Here is a 16,735-nt window from a genome sequence, read left to right as displayed (position 1 = left end):
CGACATCACTTACTTGAACTCGTAGCGCAGGCCGGCGTAGACGAAGCGCCCGCGCGGGTCGGCGTACTGTGGGTCATAACCGCCCTGGAACGACACCTGCCCTCCGGCATTGGTGTACGGCGGGTCCTTGTCGAGCAGGTTGCGCACGCCCAGCGTGACGCGCAGATTCTTGATGCCGCTGTAGGCCACCTGCAGGTCGAAGGTCTGGTAGGCGCCGACCTTCGGCGTCTCGCCGCTGACGGTGCTCGGCAGGTCGGTGTACTTCTTCTGGTAGTGCTGCACCAGCGTCGCATCCCAGGCACCGAGTGACCAGCTCGCGCTCAACGTGTGCTTCCAGCGTGGGATCACGCCGCCCGTCGCGGCATTCACCGTGTCGACGTTGCCGGTGAACGTGCCGTCGACGTTCTGCGTGTCGTACTTGATGAAGTAGGTGCCGTTGGCCGACAGGTTCAGGCGCCCCGCGTCGCCCATCGGAATGCTCAGGCGGCCATCGATGTCGATGCCGGACAGGCGCGTCTCGCCGAGGTTGATGTTGGTGCCCGAGATCGCGGTGATCGGCCCCGGCAGCTGCGGGAATGCGGCCTCGACCGGCCCGCGCGTGATCAGGTAGGCGTACTTCACCGGGTCGGCAAGGATCACCGCCGCCGGCACGCCGTTGACGATGGTGTCCTTCAGGTCGATCTTGAACCAGTCGATGGTCACCGAGCTGTTGGCGGTCGGCTCGAGCACGATGCCCAGCGTCGCGTTCTTCGACTTCTCCGGCTGCAGCGCGGCATTGCCGCCAATCGTGGTCGAGAACTGCGTCTGGCAGTCGTTGCCGCTGCCGGTGGTCGGGCAGCGCAGCGGGTCGGACAGCCCGGGCGGCGTCACCGTCAGCGTGTTCGGCAGGTACAGGTCCTGCAGGCTCGGCGCGCGGAAGCCCTTGCCGGCCGAGCCGCGCAGCATCAGGCTGGGCAGCGGCCGCCAGCGCAGGTTCATGCTCGGTGTGGTCGAGCTGCCGACGCCTTCGTAGTCGTCCCAGCGCACCGCGGCGGTGGCTTCCAGGCCCTTGACGATCGGCACGCTCAACTCGCCGAACACCGCCTTGACCATTCGCTCGCGGTCGGTGACGAGGAAGTTGCCGCCATAACCCGAGATGTCCCCGGTCTGGATCGTCGGGCTCGGATCGAACAGGTACTTCTCGCGCCGCGTTTCGGCACCGAGCGCGATCGCCAGTGGGCCGCCGGGCAGCTTCGTCAGCTCGCGCGAGGCCTTGGCCTGCAGGCTTTGCAGCGTCGAGGTGGTCTCGAACGCGGCGCCGGTGAAGTTGGCCGCGCGGATCTGCGCGGTGACCTCCGGCGTGTTGTCGCCCCAGAAGTTGACGACGCCGCTGTTGAGCAGCGGCAGGATGCGCGACAGCGACGGATAGCCGTCGTTGACCGTCTCCTTGACCTTGCTCTGGCTGTGCAGCGCCGCGGCATCGAAGTCCCACCCGGCCACCGCGCCGCGCACGCCGAAGGCCAGCCGCGGTGCGGTCGAGGTGTCGGTGATGTCGCGGTCGCCGCTCAGGTTGGCGCGCCAGCGCACCAGGATGTCGGGCAGCTCCGCGGTCGGGCCGATCACGCTGCGGACGTAGGCGGTCGGGTAGTGCAGCGCGGCGGGGCTGAGCTGGATCGTCGAGAAGCCGTTGTACGGCGCGACGTTGAACAGCGGATGGTTGCCGGGCAGCGCGAACTGGTCCGAGATCGGCACCGGCTGGATCACGGTACGGATCTTGTTCTTGTTGTACGAGGCTTCGCCGAAGAGCTCGATGTCCGGCGTCAGCGCGAACTTGCCGGCGACGAACAGGCTCGCGCGCTCGCTCGCCGGCAGCAGCGTGACCTGCGGCGACGGGTCGTAGCGGCAGATGTTCTGCGGGTTGTTCAGCGGGTCGACCACCGAATACGGCCCCGGGCAGACGCCGACCGCCGGGTTGCGCGTGCGGCCCGAGTCGTCGAGCAGCACGATGTTGGCCGGGAAGGTATTGCCCGACGAGGTGTCGTTGCCGTGCTCGACGTTGATGCCCGAGCGCGCGAAGTCGCGGTCGGCGCCGCGCAGGCCGCCCTCCTTGTTGAACGAGGCCATCGCCATGATGTTGAAGCGGTCGCTGCCGAGATCGCCGAAGCCCCACAACGCCGATGCGCGCTTCGACGACGCGCCACCCTGGGTCGTGTCGCCGGCGGTCAGCGCCAGCTCGCCGCCGCGCACCTCGTTGCGCAGGATGAAGTTGACGACGCCGGCCACCGCATCGGAGCCGTAGACGGCCGAGGCGCCGTCCTTCAGCACCTCGACGCGCTCGATCGCCGCCAGCGGGATGCTGTTGACGTCGACCGAGACCGAATCGCCGGTGAAGCCGACGCCGTAGGGCGCGATGCGGCGGCCATTGATCAGCACCAGCGTGCGCAGCGAGGTCAGCCCGCGCAGCGAGATCGCCGAGATGCCACCGGTCGTCGCGCCCGAGGCCGACGAGCTCGTCAAGCCGCCCGAGCTCGCCGCCGCGCTGACCTGCTGCAGCAGCTGCTCGACGTTCAGCACGCCGGACCGCTCGATCGCCTTGCGGTCGATCACCTGCACCGGCAGCGCCGTCTCGCCGTCGATGCGCTTGATCGACGAGCCGGTGATCTCGACGCGCTGCGGCGTCGCCGGCGCTTGCTGCTGCGCCAGCAGCGTCGCCGGCACGGTGGCCGCGAGGCCGAGGCAGGCCGCGCGGGATGCGCGGGCGGTGATGCGCGAGCGGAAGGTCATGGCAGGCTCCTCGAATTCGTGAAGCCAGCCAATCTAGGCAGCGGCCCGGGTGGCGTCTGAAGCGGCAGTTCGCGCGGGTGCGAGGGCGCGCGACATGCGCCGCGCGAATGTCACCGCCGGTCACGCCGGGTCACGGCCGCGACGCCGGGCGAGCCGGCGTGACGCGATCATGCAGGCCCGGACTTACCCCAGCGGGCGCTGGTTGTGGCGCGCAAGGCACACTGCTCGACCCGCCTAGTCGCCCGTTCCCCCGTTTCCCATGGCCCCGACCCTGGTCTTCTCGCATGCCAACGGCTTTCCCGCCGGCACCTACCAGCAGCTGTTCAAGGCCTGGCGCGCGGCCGGCTGGCGCGTGCAGGCGCTCGAGAAGTTCGGCCACGACCCGCGTTTCCCGGTGACCAGCAACTGGCCGCGGCTGCGCGACCAGCTGGTGGACTTCATCGAGACCGAAGTGCGCGCGCCGGCGTACCTGGTCGGCCATTCGCTCGGCGGGCTGGTCAGCCTGCTGGCGGCCTGCCGGCGGCCCGAGCTGGTGCGCGGGCTGGTGCTGCTCGACAGCCCGGTGATCACCGGCTGGCGCGCACATTACGTGCGCGTCGCGAAGCTCACCGGCCTGATGCCGCGCTTTTCGCCGGGCCGCGTCTCGCGCATGCGGCGCGAGGAATGGCCCTCGCGCCGCGCGGTCGCCGAGCACTACGGCGCCAAGCCGGTGTTCGCGCGCTGGGACCCGCAGGTGCTGGCCGACTACGTCGCGACCGGCACGCGGCACCACAGCGGCAAGACGGTGCTGGCTTTCGACCGCGCGGTCGAGACGCGCATCTACGACACGCTGCCGCACCAGCTCGGCACGCTGCTGCGGCGCCACCCGCCGCGCTGCCCGGTGGCCTTCGTCGCCGGCACGCGCTCCAGCGAAATCCGCCAGGGCGGGCTCGGCGCCGCGCGCGCGCTGGCCGGCGAGCGCTTTCGCTGGATCGAGGGCAGCCACCTGTACCCGATGGAAAAACCGGCCGAGACGGCGGCGCTGGTGCTGGAATTGCTGGCGGGAATGGCGACGGAGCGCTGAGCACCCACACCTATAATCGCGCTTTACCACCAGAGCATTCTTGCGTCCGGACCAGCGACGGTCGGCGAATGCGGCATGACATGACCAAGTACGTCTTCGTCACCGGCGGTGTGGTGTCCTCCCTCGGCAAGGGCATCGCTTCGGCCTCGCTGGCAGCGATCCTCGAATCGCGCGGCCTGAAGGTCACCCTGATCAAGCTGGACCCCTACCTCAACGTCGATCCGGGCACGATGAGCCCGTTCCAGCACGGCGAGGTGTTCGTCACCGACGACGGCGCCGAGACGGATCTCGACCTCGGCCACTATGAGCGCTTCATCACCACGCGGATGCGGCGCAACAACAATTTCACCGCCGGCCAGGTCTACAAGAGCGTGCTCGAGAAGGAGCGCCGCGGCGACTACCTCGGCAAGACGGTGCAGGTGATCCCGCACGTCACCAACGAGATCCAGGAATTCGTGCGCCGCGGGGCCGAGAACGTCGACGTCGCGATCGTCGAGATCGGCGGCACGGTCGGCGACATCGAATCGCTGCCCTTCCTCGAAGCGGTGCGCCAGATGAGCCTGAAGCTCGGGCCGCAGCACACCGCCTTCGTGCACCTGACCTACGTGCCCTACATCGCCGCCGCCGGCGAGCTGAAGACCAAGCCGACGCAGCACACGGTGCAGAAGCTGCGCGAGATCGGCATCCAGCCCGACGTGCTGCTGTGCCGCGCCGACCGCGAGGTGCCGTCCGACGAGCGCGAGAAGATTTCCCTCTTCACCAACGTCGCCGCCCACGGCGTGATCAGCATGTGGGACGTCGACACGATCTACAAGGTGCCGCGCCTGCTGCACGAGCAGGGCATGGACGAGCTGATCTGCATGAAGCTGCAGCTCTTGACCCGCCCGGCCGACCTGCGCCGCTGGGACCACCTGGTGCACGAGGTGATGCACCCGCAGGCCGAGGTGACGATCGCGATGTGCGGCAAGTACACCGACCTGTCGGACTCGTACAAGTCGCTCAACGAAGCGCTGCGCCACGCCGGCATCCACCACCATGCCCGCGTGTGCATCGAGTACGTCGACTCCGAGACGCTGAATCCCCAGACCGCCGCGCAGCTCGAGCGCTTCGACGCGATCCTGGTGCCGGGCGGCTTCGGCAAGCGCGGCATCGAGGGCAAGATCTGCGCCGCCCAATACGCGCGCGAGCACGGCGTGCCCTACCTCGGCATCTGCCTGGGCATGCAGGTGGCGACGATCGAGTACGCGCGCCATGTGGCGGGCCTGGCCGACGCCAATTCCACCGAGTTCGAGCCGCAGACGCCGCATCCGGTGATCGCACTGATCGACGAATGGCAGGACCGCGACGGCACGATCCAGAAGCGGCATGCCAATTCCGACCTCGGTGGCACGATGCGCCTGGGCGCGCAGAGCTCGGACGTCAAGTCCGGCACGCTGGCGCACCGCATCTACGGCAGCGTCGTCACCGAGCGCCACCGCCACCGCTACGAGGCGAACGAGCACTACCTCGAGCGGCTGCAGCAGGCCGGGCTGCTGATCTCGGCGATCACGCAACGCGAGCAACTCACCGAGATCGTCGAGCTGCCGCAGACGCAGCACCCGTGGTTCGTCGGCGTGCAGTTCCACCCCGAGTTCAAGAGCACGCCGTGGGACGGGCACCCGCTGTTCATCAGCTACATCCAGGCGGCCCTCGATCGCCAGGCGCGGCGCAGCGCGGCGCCGCTGGAGCGCGCGGCAGCATGAAACTCTGTGGCTTCGAGGTCGGGCTGGACCGGCCGTTCTTCCTGATCGCCGGCCCCTGCGTCGTCGAGTCCGAACAATTGCAGATCGATGTCGCCGGGCGGCTGAAGGAAATCACCGGGAGCCTCGGCATCCCGTTCATCTTCAAGTCGAGCTACGACAAGGCCAACCGCTCCAGCGGCACCACCTTCCGCGGCCCCGGCATGGAGCAAGGCCTGCGCATCCTCGGCGAGGTGAAGAAGCAGCTCGGCGTGCCGGTGCTCACCGACGTGCACAGCGAAGACGAGATTGCAGCTGTGGCCGAGGTCGTCGATGTACTGCAGACGCCCGCCTTCCTGTGCCGGCAGACCGACTTCATCCACGCGGTGGCGAAGTGCGGCAAGCCGGTCAACATCAAGAAGGGCCAGTTCCTCGCGCCGCACGACATGAAGAACGTGATCGCCAAGGCACGTGCCGCGGCGAAGGAAGCGGGCTTGAGCGAAGACCGCTTCCTGGCCTGCGAACGCGGCGCGAGCTTCGGCTACAACAACCTGGTCTCCGACATGCGGTCGCTCGCGATCATGCGCGAGACCGGCGCGCCGGTGGTCTTCGACGCCACGCATTCGGTGCAGCTGCCGGGCGGCCAAGGCACCAGCTCCGGCGGCCAGCGCGAGTTCGTGCCGGTGCTGTCGCGCGCAGCGGTCGCCGTCGGCATCGCGGGCCTGTTCATGGAAACCCACCCGGACCCGGCCAACGCGCTGTCCGACGGGCCGAACGCGGTGCCGCTGAAGCACATGCGCGCGCTGCTCGAGCAGCTCGTCGCGCTCGACCGCGTCATCAAGACCCAGCCGCTGCTGGAAAACGACTTCAGCTGCTAACTCAGGAAAAGAATGGCCGCCTACATCATCGCCGACGTGACCGTGACCGACGCCGACAAGATGGCGAAATACCGCGAATGGAGTACGAAGGCGATGCAGGAGCACGGCGCCGAGGTGTTGGTGCGCGGCGGCGAGTTCGAAGTGCTCGAAGGCCCGTGGACGCCGAGCCGCCTGGTGCTGCTGAAGTTCAAGGACCGCGCCACCGCGAAGGCCTTCTATGCCAGCGAGACCTACAGCCACGCACGCACGCTGCGCGAAGGCGCCGGCGTGATGCGCATGATCGTCGTCGACGGCGTGCCGGCGTGACCCCCACGCCCCGATGTCCCCCGATTGACGCCCGCATGTAACGCCTTGCAGGCAACAATGCGCGCCCGTCCGAATCCCCCTTTCCAGGAGACCCTTGAATGAGTGCCATCGTCGACATCGTCGGCCGAGAAATCCTCGACAGCCGCGGCAACCCCACCGTCGAATGCGACGTGCTGCTGGAAAGCGGCACCATGGGCCGCGCGGCCGTGCCCTCGGGCGCATCCACCGGCAGCCGCGAGGCGATCGAGCTGCGTGACGGCGACAAGGCGCGTTACCTCGGCAAGGGCGTGCTGAAGGCCGTCGAGCACGTCAACACCGAGATCAGCGAAGCGGTGCTCGGCCTCGATGCGTCGGAGCAGGCCTTCCTCGACAAGACGCTGATCGACCTCGACGGCACCGACAACAAGGGCCGGCTCGGCGCCAATGCGACGCTGGCGGTCTCGATGGCGGTGGCCCGCGCGGCCGCCGAGGAATCGGGCCTGCCGCTGTACCGCTACTTCGGCGGCTCGGGCGGCATGCAGATGCCGGTGCCGATGATGAACGTCGTCAATGGAGGCGCGCATGCCAACAACAACCTGGATCTGCAGGAGCTGATGATCATCCCGGTCGGCGCGCCGTCGTTCCGGGAAGCGCTGCGTTATGGCGCCGAGGTCTTCCATGCGCTGAAGAAGATCATCGATGCCAAGGGCATGAGCACCGCGGTCGGCGACGAAGGCGGCTTTGCGCCGAGCGTCGAGAACCATGAAGCGGCCATCCAGATGATCCTCGAGGCGATCGACAAGGCCGGCTACACGGCAGGCGAGCAGATCGCCCTCGGGCTCGATTGCGCGGCCAGCGAGTTCTTCAAGGACGGCCAGTACGTGCTGGAAGGTGAAGGCGGCCTCAAGCTCGCCGCGCCGGCCTGGGCGGACATCCTGGCGACCTGGGTCGACAAGTACCCGATCATCAGCATCGAAGACGGCATGGGCGAAAGCGACTGGGACGGCTGGAAGCACCTGACCGAGCGCCTGGGCTCGAAGGTGCAGTTGGTCGGCGACGACCTGTTCGTCACCAACACCAAGATCCTGAAGGAAGGCATCGACAAGCGCATCGCGAACTCGATCCTGATCAAGATCAACCAGATCGGCACGCTCAGCGAAACCTTTGCGGCGATCGAGATGGCCAAGCGCGCCGGCTACACCTCGGTGATCAGCCACCGCTCAGGCGAAACCGAGGATTCGACGATCGCCGACATCGCGGTCGGCACCAACGCCGGCCAGATCAAGACCGGCTCGCTGTCGCGCTCGGACCGCATGGCCAAGTACAACCAGCTGCTGCGCATCGAGGAAGACCTGGGCGACATCGCCGTCTACCCCGGCCGCGCGGCGTTCTACAACCTGCGCTGATCCCAAGGCTGCGCCGTCCCGATGCGACTGCTCACGCTTGCGCTGCTGGTGCTGCTGGCACTCGTGCATGCAGAGCTGTGGTTCGGTGACGGCGGCAAGCCCTATGCGCTGCGGCTGCAGGGCCAGCTCGACGCACAGCTGCGCCAGAACGAGGCGCAACGCCAGCGCAATGCGCGGCTGGTGGCCGAGGTCGAGGATCTGCGCCAGGGGCTCGAGATGGTCGAGGACCGCGCGCGCAGCGAGCTCGGCATGGTCAAGCCCGACGAGATCTTCGTGCAAGTGACGCGCCGTTGAACCTGCTGTTCACCGAGGCCTTCCAGCTCTGGGGCAGCCCGGTCACCTGGCTCGAGATCGTGGCCTGCGTGCTGGCGGTGTGGATGGTCGTGTGCAACTGGCGCGTGAATCCGCTCGCCTGGCCGCTGGCGATGCTGAGCTCGGCGATGTACGGGCTGCTGTTCGCCCACAGCAAGCTGTACGGCGAGGCCGGGCTGCAATTGGTATTCATCACCGTCGCCGGCTGGGGTTGGTGGCAATGGCTGCGCGGCACCGGTGCGCACGGCGAGCCGCTGCGCGTGCACGCGCTGAGCCGCGCCCCGCGCTGGCAGCTCGCGGCCGCGACGCTCGCCGCCTGGCCGCTGCTCGGCCTGCTGCTGCAGCACGCCACCGACAGCACCGTGCCCTACCTCGACGCGCTGCCCACCGTCGGCAGCTTGGCCGGCCAGTTCCTGCTCGGCCGCAAGCTGGTCGAGAACTGGCCGGTGTGGGTGGCGGTCAATGTCTTCAGCGTCGGCCTGTTCGCCATCAAGGGCCTGTGGCTGACGGTGCTGCTGTACGCGCTGTTCGCGGTGATGGCGCTGGTCGGCTGGCGCGCCTGGAACCGACTGCTGCGTCCTAACGTCTGAAACGCTCGCCCGGCGCGATGATCGACAGCTCGACGTAGCTCGACGCGACGTACGGGCTCCTGCCGTAGCCGAGCGCCAGCTTGCCGATCTCGAACTGCTTCATGCCGGCCAGCGCGGCGAGCAGCTTCTCGCGCGATGGATTCGGCCCGGCGCGGCGCAGGCCCTCGGCCAGCACGCGCGCGTTCAGGCAGCCTTCGAGCCCGAGGTACGAGTACTCGGTGACACCCTGCGCGGCCATCGCCTGCTGGTACTCGCGCACCAGCGGCAGCGCCGCATTCCAGGGAAACGGCATCACCTGGCTGACGACGACGCCGACGCCATCCGCGCCCAGCGCCTTCAGCGCACCGCGCGTGCCCATCACCGACAGCGCGTACATCGGCAGCCCCTTGCGGCCGGCGTTCAGCGCGCGGATCGACTCGACGGTCGGCTTGCCGGCCGTCGCCAGGACCACCGCATTGGCCTCGGTCTTCAGCACCGTGGCCACCGCCGCGGCGGCATCGGCGCCGGTGTTCTCGACCGTCGCCACCGCCAGCGGCTTCAGCTGCCGCTCGGCCAGCGCGGCCTCGAATGCGGCCAGCACGTCGCGCCCGAAGTTGTTGTTCTGGTGGATCACCGCGACCTTCGTCGTGCCGATCGTCGCCAGGTGCTTCGCGATCTTGCGCGCCTCGTCGCCGTAGCTGGCGCGCACGTGGAAGACGCTGTCGTACTCGGCGCGGCGGATCGTCGTCGCGCCGGTCAAGGGGGCGACGAAGGGCACGCGGCGCTCGGCGATCAGCGGCAGCACCTTCTCGTTGTTCGGCGTGCCCATCACGCCGAGCAGCGCAAACACCTGGTCCTGCTCGATCAGCTGGCGCACGTTGGCTTCGGTGCGCGCCGGATCGTAGGCGTCGTCGATCGTCTTCAGGCGCAGCTGGCGGCCGAACACGCCGCCCTGGGCGTTGATCTGCGCCAGGCACAGCTCGGCGCCACGGCGCGCCTCGAGGCCGAGCTCGCCGAGCGGGCCGGTGAAGGCGGCGGACTGCCCGATCAGCAGCTCGCCGGCTACCGGCTGCGCGCTGGCCGCAAGGGCCCCCATCAGGGCCACCAGGCCGATCGCCCATCTGCACCTGCCACGCGCTGCAACCATGATGTCGTCTCCTAGAATGCCTGACCGTGCCGTCAGACTAGGGGCGCGCCAGGCCGGCCCCTGTCTTCGCGACGACAGCTCGCCACTGCGCGGGTCCGTGCATACCCTTGGACGCGGCCGTCGCGTCCCCGAAGCATGAATTCCGTCACCCGCATCATCGAAGCCTCGACCTGGGGCCGCCTGCTGACGGCTGCCGAGTTCGACCGAGTCGCCGCGACGACCAGCGAACGCCGCATTCCGGCGCAGGGCTACGTCGCCCGCATGGGCGAGCCGGCGACGCACTGGATGGGCCTGGCCGAAGGCCTGCTGAAGATGTCGGTGACCTCGGCCGACGGCCGCGTGTCGACCTTGAGCGGCGTCAGCACCGCGGCCTGGTTCGGCGAAGGCTCGCTGATCAAGCGCGAAGCGCGCCGCTACGACGTGATCGCGCTGAGGCCGAGCCGGCTGATGCTGGTGCCGCACGCCACCTTCGAGTGGCTGCGCCAGACCAGCCTGCCGTTCAACCACTATCTGCAGAACCTGATGAACGCGCGCCTGAGCCTGTTCATCGGCATGCTCGAGTACGGCCGCCTGCTCGACGCCGATGCGCAGGTCGCGCGCTGCCTGGCCGCCCTCTTCCATCCCGACCTGTACCCGAGCCCTTCGCCGTTCGTCGACCTGCGCCAGGCCGAGATCGGCCTGCTGTGCGGGCTGTCGCGCCAGCGCGTGAACCTGGCGCTCAAGCACCTGAGCGAAGCCGGGCTGGTGCAACTGCAGACGCGCGGCCTGACGGTGCTGGATGTCGACGGGCTGCGCAGCTTTGCCGGCGTTGGCTAGGCGGCGCGATGAACGCACCCGGCCTGCGCATCGCCATCCTCGGCGCCGAGAGCACCGGCAAGACCTGGCTGGCGCGCAGCCTGGCCGAACGGCTGGCGCTGCACACCGGGCTGGCCGTCACCTGGGTGCCCGAGACGCTGCGCGAATGGTGCGACGCCGCCGGCCGCACGCCGCGCCGCGACGAGCAGGCGGCGATCGCCGCCGAACAGGCGCGGCGCATCGACGTAGCGGCCGAGAACCATGCGCTGGTCCTGGCCGATACGACCCCGCTGGCGACCAGTGTCTACAGCGAACACCTGTTCGATGACTGCTCGCTGCACGCGGCGGCGCTGGCCTGGCAGCGCGGCTGCGCGCTGACGCTGCTGACGGCGCTCGACCTGCCGTGGATCGCCGATGGCCACCAGCGCGACGGCCCGCACGTGCGCGAGCCGGTCGACGCGCTGCTGCGCCGGCTGCTGATCGACGCGCAGCTGCCGTGGTCGCTGATCGGCGGCCAGGGCGAAGCGCGGCTCGACGCGGCGCTCGACGCGATCACGCCGCTGCTGCGCAGGCTCGATGCACCGCGGCGTGGCCTGTTCACCCGGCTCGAGGCACGCGAGGCGGCCGAGCCGCCGTGGCGGTGGAGCTGCGAACACTGCGATGCCCCGGACTGCGAGCATGCCTTGCGTCGCCGTGTGGAAAGTCTGCCGGCAGACGACTAAAGTAAGCGGCAATGACCGACTTCATGGAGGCTGCGATGCGCCATGCCCTACGCGTCTTTTCGTTGCTAGCACCGCTCGGCCTCGCCGCGTGCGGCGGCGGCGGCAACAGCGAGCCGGAGGCCAGTGGCCCGACCGAGCGGCTGCCGCTGGGCGCCGGTCAGGTCGCCAAGCTCGAAGCCGAGCCCTTCATCAACAGCATGCCGGGCATCTTCGACCCGAAGTCGCCCTGCCAGAACTTCATCGTGCCGGTGCGGCTGCTGATGCTCGAAGGCACGTTGCCGGCCGGCATCGCGTTCGGTGCCGTCAGCCTGCGCAGCGGGCCGGACGAGGTCTGGCGCGCGCAGGCCGCGGCGAGCGAGCAGTACGTCCACCAGGGCGGCCTGCACGGCGTCGCCCGCGCCTGCGCGAACGCGCGCACGCCGGTGGGGCGCACCGTTCGCGTCGTCGCCGAAGTGATCAGCGGCGGCGGCACGAAGCAGGTCTACGCCGATGCGGTGATCGGCGAAGCCCACTGAGGCCGGTTCTACTTCTCGCCGCTGACGCTGAATTCGACGTCGCTGACGACGTCACGCGCGTCGAACGAGACGGTGAGCGACTTGGTGTACAGCTTGCTGGCGCCCAGGAACTGCTTCCTGAGGTGGACGTACAAGTAGCTGATGGCCTGTTCGCCGGGGTTCTTGCTCAACGGATAGACCGATTCGCCGGTCGATCGGCCGAGCAGGGCCACCACGTCGCTGCGCGTCGTCGTGCCCTTGACGATCTGCGGCACCTTGCTGTCGTCGAAATCCGTGCCGTCCTCATTGAACGAGCTCAGGTACTGCTGCCCCACCAACTTGCCGTCGGCGGTGGAAAAGGTCATCGAGCGGGCCGGAATGACGCCGGCATAGAGGCCCACGCCCATGGTCGTCGCGTAGGAATACGACATGCGCTTGATCTGGCTGCCATTCTTCGTCAGCTCGCCGGTCCGCGACGGCTCGCCCATCGCGGCCACGACGTCCGCGGTGGTGGAACTGCCGAGTTTCAGTGCAGCCTGGTCGGGTCGCTTGAAATTCGTCCCGGCGCAGCCGGCGAGCAGTGCAACCGCACCGAGCGAAATGAGGGCATGGCGTAAGGTCATGAGGGTGAAGGTCCGTGGCGACAAGAGTGAGGGGAGCCCCCTCTCTCGGCACCTGCGCGGCAGGCTTGAGCCGCGCGATGCGCACCAATTCACGACACGGACAACTACTGCACCACCGAGCTCGCCGGCGGCTGGTCACGCCCGGGCGTGAACAGCTCGCCGACGTCGACCGGGTCGAAGTGGTATTGCTGGCCGCAGAAGTCGCAGCCGATCTCGACATGGCCGCGCTCGGCGACGATCGAATCGATCTCCTCGCGGCCGAGCCCGCGCAGCATGCCGGCCACGCGCAGGCGCGAGCAGCTGCAGGCGAAGCGCGGCGCCTGCGGCTCGAAGCGCACCAGCTGCTCCTGCCAGAACAGTCGCCGCAGCACCACCTCCGGCTCGAGCGTCAGCAGCTCCTCGGGCGTCAGCGTGCCGGCCAGCAGTGCGATGCGGTTGTAGTCCTCGTTGCGCCCGATCTGGTCTTCGTCGCGCTGAATCGGCGCGCCGCCGGCCAGGTTCGCCTGGCCGGCCATCGGCAGGCGCTGCACCAGCAGGCCGGTGGCGACCTCGTCGTTGGCCGCCAGCACGAGCTTGGTGTCGAGCTGCTCGGACTGCAGCATGTAGTGCTCCAGCACCTCGGACAGCTTCTGCAGCGGCTCGCGGTGGTCACCGTGCAGCGGCACGACGCCTTGATACGGCTGCTGGCCCGGCAGCCGGTCCTTCGGGTCGAGCGTGATCGCGCAGCGGCCCTTGCCGTGCACGTTGAGCATCACCTCGAGCTGCGCGGTCGACGGCACCGGGCCGATCACCTTGGCGGTGGCGCGGAACGTCAGGTCGGGCTGCGCTTCGGCCACCGCCAGCTTGACCGGCCCGTCGCCGAAGACCTGCAGGATCAGCGCGCCGTTGAACTTCAGGTTCGATTGCATCAGGCAGCTCGCCGCCGCCATCTCGCCCAGCAGCATGCGCACCGGCGCCGGAAAGGCATGGCCGCCGTCGTCACGGCTGGTGCGGCGCGCCAGCAGCTCGCGCCAGCCGCCTTCCAGGCGCACCAGCATGCCGCGCACCGGCAGCCCTTCGAAGATGAACTTGTGCAGCTGATTCATCAGACATCGATCCGTTTCAGCACGCTGCGGTGACGGCGCTGCTGCTCGACGTAGTGCGCGGCGCTGAAGCGCAGGTGCTGAATCTGCTCGGGCGTCAGCTCGCGCACCACCTTGGCCGGTGCGCCGAAGATCAGCACGCCGTCGGGAAACTCCTTGCCTTCGGTGATCACCGCGCCGGCGCCGACCAGGCAGTTGCGGCCGATGCGCGCGCCGTTGAGGATCACGCTCTGGATGCCAATCAGCGAGCCGTCGCCGATGGTGCAGCCGTGCAGCATCACCTGGTGGCCGACCGTCACGTCGGCGCCGATCGTCAGCCGGATGCCGCTGTCGGTGTGCAGCACGCTGTTCTCCTGCACGTTGCTGCGCGCACCGACCGTGATCAGGTCGTTGTCGCCGCGCAGTACCGCGCCGTACCAGATGCTGGCATCCTCGGCCAGCGCCACGTCGCCGATCACCTGCGCGCTGTCGGCCACCCAGGCACTCGGAGCGATGCGGGGAAGCCGGTCCCCGAGTTGGTAGATCGCCATTGATCGAGCCTTCACAAAAGTATCATTTTAGGGATGCAGCTCCGCCCCAGCGCCTTGCAGGTGCTCCTGATCGACGACCCCGCGGCCAAGGCCGATGCGGCGCGCGGGCTGCTGCGCGCCGGCCAGGCCGGCGAGCTGCTGATCGACGCGGCCGCCGAGCTGCACACCGACGAGGCCGCGTTGCCGGGCCGGCCGGCGCGCCCGCGGCTCGTCGGCGCCGACCAGGTGCCGCGCCGCTCGCCGTTCACGCTCGCCGGTCGCGCCGCGCTGCTGCATGCGATCGCGCACATCGAGTTCAACGCGATCAACCTCGCACTCGACGCGGTGTGGCGCTTCGCCGGCATGCCCGACGATTTCTACCGCGACTGGCTGCAGGTCGCCGGCGAGGAGGCCCTGCACTTCACGCTGCTGCGCGAGCATCTGCGCACGCTCGGCCATGACTACGGCGACTTCGACGCCCACGACGGCCTGTGGCGCATGACCGACAGCACGAAGCACGACATCGTCGCGCGCATGGCGCTGGTGCCGCGTACTTTGGAAGCCAGGGGGCTCGACGCAACGCCGCCGATCCAGGCCAAGCTGGCGAAGGCCGGCGACCCGCGCGCGGTTCAGATCCTCGACATCATCCTGCGCGACGAGGTCGGCCACGTGGCGATCGGCAACCGCTGGTACCGTTGGCTGTGCGTGCGCGACGGGCTCGACCCGGTGGCGCTGTATCCCGAGCTGCTGAAGCGCCATGGCGCCCCGCGGCTCAAAGGCCCCTACAACCTCGACGCGCGGCGCGCCGCCGGCTTCACGCAGGCCGAGATCGACTACCTCACCCAGGCCCCTCCATGACCCGCATTTTCATCGCCGGCTTCCAGCATGAGACGAACACCTTCGCGCCGTCGAAGGCCGACTGGGCGGCCTTCAACCGCGGCTCGTCGTACCCGGCCTTCGCCCGCGGCGATGCGATGGTCGATCTGATCGCGCCGGGCAGCCTGCCGCTGGCCGGCTTCATCACCACGGCACGTGAACGCGGCTGGACCCTGCTGCCGTCGGTGTGGGCCGGCGCGACACCGTCGGCGCAGGTCACCGAGGACGCGTTCGAGCGCATCGCCGGCCCGCTGCTCGAGGACCTGCGCGCAGCCGCCGGCACGATCGACGGCATCTTCCTCGACCTGCACGGCGCGGCGGTCGCCGAGCACCTGGACGATGCCGAGGGCGAGCTGCTCGAACGCATCCGCGGCGTGGTCGGCCCGCAGTTGCCGATCGTCGCAACGCTGGACCTGCATGCCAACGTCAGCGAACGCATGCTGCGGCAGGCGAATGCCTTCGCCGTCTATCGCACCTACCCGCACATCGACATGCACGAATGCGCACGGCGCGCGGCCGAGACGCTGGCGCAGTTGCTGGCGCCGGACGCGCCGACGCTGCACACGCGCTCACAGCGCCTGCCGTTCCTGCTGCCGCTGAACACGCAGTGCACGCTGCTCGAACCCGCCGCCGGGCTGATGCGCCTGCTGCCGGCCCTGGAAGCCGAGCACGGCGTGCAGCTCGAGTTCGCGATGGGCTTCCCGGCCGCCGACATCGCCGATTGCGGGCCGGTGGTGTTCGGCCACGGCAGCGATGCGCAGGCCGTGCAGCGCGGCGTGCGGGCGCTGGCCGACGCGGTGAGCGCGCGGCGCGCGGATTTCGCGCTGCAATTGCTCGGGCCGCGCGAGGCGGTGCGCGAAGCATTGCAGCGTGCTGAAGCTGCCATTGCGCCGGTCGTGATCGCCGACACGCAGGACAACCCCGGCGCCGGCGGCGACAGCAACACGACCGGCATGCTGCACGCGCTGCTCGCCGAAAGGTCCGGGCAGCGCCATCCGGGCCGCATTGCGCTCGGACTGCTGGTCGACCCGGAAGCCGCCGCGGCGGCGCATGCGGCCGGCGCCGGTGCACGATTGACGCTGTCGCTCGGCCGCTCGGTCGCCGGCTACGACGGCCGCCCGACCGATGACCCGCTGACGCGCGAAGTGATCGTCCGTGCGCTCAGCGACGGCACGATCGCGTTGCACGGTCCGATGACCGCCGGCAACACGGTGCGGCTGGGCCCGTGCGCGCGGATCGAGGTTGACGGCGTGCAGGTGCTGCTGTCCAGCGCGAAGTGCCAGCTGCTCGATCTCGACCTGTGCCGCTTCCTCGGCATCGAGCCGGCCGAGATGGCGCTGATCGTCGTCAAGAGCTCGGTGCACTTCCGCGCGGCCTTCGCGCCGATCGCGGCCAGCATCCTGGTCGCGAAGGCGCCGGGGCCGATGGCGGCCGACCCGGCGGACCTGCCGTGGACCAAGCTGCCGCCGAGCACGGCCCGGCGGCCTTGAGCC

Annotated in this window: 17 protein-coding genes; 12 read left to right on the top strand and 5 right to left on the bottom strand. The window is 69.2% G+C overall.

Annotation, left to right across the window (positions count from 1 at the left end):
* Positions 1-9 precede the first annotated feature (9 nt).
* Entirely contained in the window at positions 10-2,763 is a 2,754-nt protein-coding gene (locus HLB44_RS15620) for a TonB-dependent receptor (protein ID WP_173124052.1), read from the bottom strand.
* 259 nt (positions 2,764-3,022) lie between these two features.
* Between HLB44_RS15620 and HLB44_RS15615 the strand changes: the two genes are divergently transcribed.
* The 7 genes from HLB44_RS15615 (at position 3,023) to pnuC (ending at position 9,015) form a co-directional block, all read left to right on the top strand.
* Positions 3,023-3,826 (top strand): alpha/beta fold hydrolase, encoded by an 804-nt coding sequence (locus tag HLB44_RS15615; RefSeq protein ID WP_173124050.1) that lies wholly within the window; start codon positions 3,023-3,025, stop codon positions 3,824-3,826.
* 80 nt (positions 3,827-3,906) lie between these two features.
* Entirely contained in the window at positions 3,907-5,568 is a 1,662-nt protein-coding gene (pyrG, locus tag HLB44_RS15610) for a CTP synthase (protein ID WP_173124048.1), read from the top strand.
* Positions 5,565-6,422 carry a 3-deoxy-8-phosphooctulonate synthase gene (kdsA, locus tag HLB44_RS15605; protein ID WP_173124046.1) on the top strand — a complete coding sequence of 286 codons (858 nt, stop codon included), beginning with the start codon at positions 5,565-5,567 and terminating at the stop codon, positions 6,420-6,422. Before pyrG ends, kdsA begins: the two co-directional genes overlap by 4 nt.
* A gap of 12 nt (positions 6,423-6,434) precedes the next feature.
* On the top strand, positions 6,435-6,728 hold the full coding sequence (locus HLB44_RS15600; RefSeq protein ID WP_173124044.1) for a DUF1330 domain-containing protein: 294 nt from the start codon (positions 6,435-6,437) through the stop codon (positions 6,726-6,728).
* A 98-nt stretch (positions 6,729-6,826) separates the two neighbouring features.
* On the top strand, positions 6,827-8,113 hold the full coding sequence (gene eno / locus HLB44_RS15595) for a phosphopyruvate hydratase (RefSeq protein WP_173124042.1): 1,287 nt from the start codon (positions 6,827-6,829) through the stop codon (positions 8,111-8,113).
* Positions 8,114-8,134: 21 nt separating this feature from the next.
* On the top strand, positions 8,135-8,407 hold the full coding sequence (gene ftsB, locus HLB44_RS15590; protein WP_173124040.1) for a cell division protein FtsB: 273 nt from the start codon (positions 8,135-8,137) through the stop codon (positions 8,405-8,407).
* Entirely contained in the window at positions 8,404-9,015 is a 612-nt protein-coding gene (gene pnuC, locus HLB44_RS15585) for a nicotinamide riboside transporter PnuC (protein ID WP_246312270.1), read from the top strand. Before ftsB ends, pnuC begins: the two co-directional genes overlap by 4 nt.
* Here pnuC and HLB44_RS15580 read toward each other — a convergent pair.
* Entirely contained in the window at positions 9,005-10,141 is a 1,137-nt protein-coding gene (locus HLB44_RS15580; RefSeq protein WP_173124038.1) for an ABC transporter substrate-binding protein, read from the bottom strand. The genes pnuC and HLB44_RS15580 overlap by 11 nt on opposite strands.
* Before the next feature lie 135 nt (positions 10,142-10,276).
* On the opposite strand from HLB44_RS15580, the gene HLB44_RS15575 reads away from it, so the two are divergent.
* From HLB44_RS15575 to HLB44_RS15565, 3 genes are read left to right on the top strand one after another with little or no spacing between them, the layout of a single operon-like run.
* Positions 10,277-10,957 carry a Crp/Fnr family transcriptional regulator gene (locus tag HLB44_RS15575; RefSeq protein WP_173124036.1) on the top strand — a complete coding sequence of 227 codons (681 nt, stop codon included), beginning with the start codon at positions 10,277-10,279 and terminating at the stop codon, positions 10,955-10,957.
* Positions 10,958-10,965: 8 nt separating this feature from the next.
* The gene (locus HLB44_RS15570; protein ID WP_173124034.1) at positions 10,966-11,658 is read left to right on the top strand and encodes an AAA family ATPase; all 693 of its coding nucleotides are present in this window, start codon (positions 10,966-10,968) and stop codon (positions 11,656-11,658) included.
* Positions 11,659-11,669: 11 nt separating this feature from the next.
* Positions 11,670-12,173 (top strand): hypothetical protein, encoded by a 504-nt coding sequence (locus tag HLB44_RS15565; protein WP_173124032.1) that lies wholly within the window; start codon positions 11,670-11,672, stop codon positions 12,171-12,173.
* Between the two features lie 8 nt (positions 12,174-12,181).
* Here the strand turns inward: HLB44_RS15565 and HLB44_RS15560 are convergent, their stop codons facing one another.
* The 3 genes from HLB44_RS15560 to HLB44_RS15550 form a co-directional block, all read right to left on the bottom strand.
* Positions 12,182-12,799 (bottom strand): hypothetical protein, encoded by a 618-nt coding sequence (locus HLB44_RS15560; protein WP_173124030.1) that lies wholly within the window; start codon positions 12,797-12,799, stop codon positions 12,182-12,184.
* Positions 12,800-12,879: 80 nt separating this feature from the next.
* A complete protein-coding gene (hslO, locus tag HLB44_RS15555; protein ID WP_173124028.1) occupies positions 12,880-13,860 on the bottom strand; it encodes an Hsp33 family molecular chaperone HslO in 981 nt (326 codons plus the stop codon).
* Positions 13,860-14,387 (bottom strand): gamma carbonic anhydrase family protein, encoded by a 528-nt coding sequence (locus tag HLB44_RS15550; protein WP_173124027.1) that lies wholly within the window; start codon positions 14,385-14,387, stop codon positions 13,860-13,862. The genes hslO and HLB44_RS15550 overlap by 1 nt, the downstream gene beginning before the upstream one ends.
* Before the next feature lie 33 nt (positions 14,388-14,420).
* Between HLB44_RS15550 and HLB44_RS15545 the strand changes: the two genes are divergently transcribed.
* Both HLB44_RS15545 and HLB44_RS15540 read left to right on the top strand, forming a co-directional pair.
* On the top strand, positions 14,421-15,224 hold the full coding sequence (locus HLB44_RS15545) for a ferritin-like domain-containing protein (RefSeq protein WP_173124025.1): 804 nt from the start codon (positions 14,421-14,423) through the stop codon (positions 15,222-15,224).
* Positions 15,221-16,732, top strand: a complete 1,512-nt coding sequence (locus HLB44_RS15540; RefSeq protein ID WP_173124023.1) for a M81 family metallopeptidase — start codon at positions 15,221-15,223, stop codon at positions 16,730-16,732. Before HLB44_RS15545 ends, HLB44_RS15540 begins: the two co-directional genes overlap by 4 nt.
* Positions 16,733-16,735: the final 3 nt, after the last annotated feature.

Origin of the sequence: Pseudaquabacterium terrae (genome assembly GCF_013266755.1) — a bacterium.
In the GTDB taxonomy this organism is placed as follows: domain Bacteria; phylum Pseudomonadota; class Gammaproteobacteria; order Burkholderiales; family Burkholderiaceae_C; genus Pseudaquabacterium; species Pseudaquabacterium terrae.
The sequence above is the reverse complement of the archived record's forward strand: the minus strand, read 5'-3'. Positions and strand labels throughout refer to the sequence as shown.

Coding starts and splice junctions, on each gene's coding strand:
- HLB44_RS15620 (WP_173124052.1), bottom strand. CDS start 2,763: ATGACCTTCCGCTCGCGCATCACCGCCCGCGCATCCCGCGCGGCCTGC.
- HLB44_RS15615 (WP_173124050.1), top strand. CDS start 3,023: ATGGCCCCGACCCTGGTCTTCTCGCATGCCAACGGCTTTCCCGCCGGC.
- pyrG (WP_173124048.1), top strand. CDS start 3,907: ATGACCAAGTACGTCTTCGTCACCGGCGGTGTGGTGTCCTCCCTCGGC.
- kdsA (WP_173124046.1), top strand. CDS start 5,565: ATGAAACTCTGTGGCTTCGAGGTCGGGCTGGACCGGCCGTTCTTCCTG.
- HLB44_RS15600 (WP_173124044.1), top strand. CDS start 6,435: ATGGCCGCCTACATCATCGCCGACGTGACCGTGACCGACGCCGACAAG.
- eno (WP_173124042.1), top strand. CDS start 6,827: ATGAGTGCCATCGTCGACATCGTCGGCCGAGAAATCCTCGACAGCCGC.
- ftsB (WP_173124040.1), top strand. CDS start 8,135: ATGCGACTGCTCACGCTTGCGCTGCTGGTGCTGCTGGCACTCGTGCAT.
- HLB44_RS15580 (WP_173124038.1), bottom strand. CDS start 10,141: ATGGTTGCAGCGCGTGGCAGGTGCAGATGGGCGATCGGCCTGGTGGCC.
- HLB44_RS15575 (WP_173124036.1), top strand. CDS start 10,277: ATGAATTCCGTCACCCGCATCATCGAAGCCTCGACCTGGGGCCGCCTG.
- HLB44_RS15570 (WP_173124034.1), top strand. CDS start 10,966: ATGAACGCACCCGGCCTGCGCATCGCCATCCTCGGCGCCGAGAGCACC.
- HLB44_RS15565 (WP_173124032.1), top strand. CDS start 11,670: ATGACCGACTTCATGGAGGCTGCGATGCGCCATGCCCTACGCGTCTTT.
- hslO (WP_173124028.1), bottom strand. CDS start 13,860: ATGAATCAGCTGCACAAGTTCATCTTCGAAGGGCTGCCGGTGCGCGGC.
- HLB44_RS15550 (WP_173124027.1), bottom strand. CDS start 14,387: ATGGCGATCTACCAACTCGGGGACCGGCTTCCCCGCATCGCTCCGAGT.
- HLB44_RS15545 (WP_173124025.1), top strand. CDS start 14,421: ATGCAGCTCCGCCCCAGCGCCTTGCAGGTGCTCCTGATCGACGACCCC.
- HLB44_RS15540 (WP_173124023.1), top strand. CDS start 15,221: ATGACCCGCATTTTCATCGCCGGCTTCCAGCATGAGACGAACACCTTC.